Annotated in this window: 1 protein-coding gene; it reads right to left on the reverse strand. The window is 44.4% G+C overall.

What is annotated here, in order from left to right:
* A partial coding sequence (locus R7093_RS27410; RefSeq protein WP_318147306.1) for a CoA pyrophosphatase occupies positions 1-549 on the reverse strand: 549 nt, incomplete at both ends.

Consider the following 549-nt stretch of genomic DNA (forward strand, 5'->3'; position numbering starts at 1 on the left):
GGAAATGATGTGCTTTTGCATCGACTCAATGATCTGTGCCGTCATGCCCCAGATGAAATGTTGACGATATGGGATAGCAAATACACGATGACTGCTTCTTTTTAACTCAAACTTACTGCTGTAGAGCTTATTTGGGTTCAAAATATGGTTGGCTGGTACCTCAAAAACCGACTCGACCTCATTTGGGTCAATATGCGTTTTATAATCCGGAGAAATAAAGGCCAAAAATGGTGTCACATTAAATTGACTAATCGTTGGCAGTTTTGGCAACTGACCGAACACATGAATGTGTTTATCTTCTATACCGACCTCTTCATTAGTCTCACGAAGCGCCGTATTCACCAGATGGATATCTTCGGGTTCAAACTTACCGCCAGGAAAGCTGATTTGCCCTGGATGATGCCGAAGATGTTCGGCTCGCTTGGTCAAAATCACTTGTAGGCCTTCAGGTCTATCCACAAAACCAATCAGAACCGCGGCGTCTCGAAGCGGTTTACCTTTCATAAAATTCAGGCGGGCAAGAGACTCCTTGTGATAACCCGTCGGAAG

Source organism: Vibrio sp. 1580 (assembly GCF_033340055.1).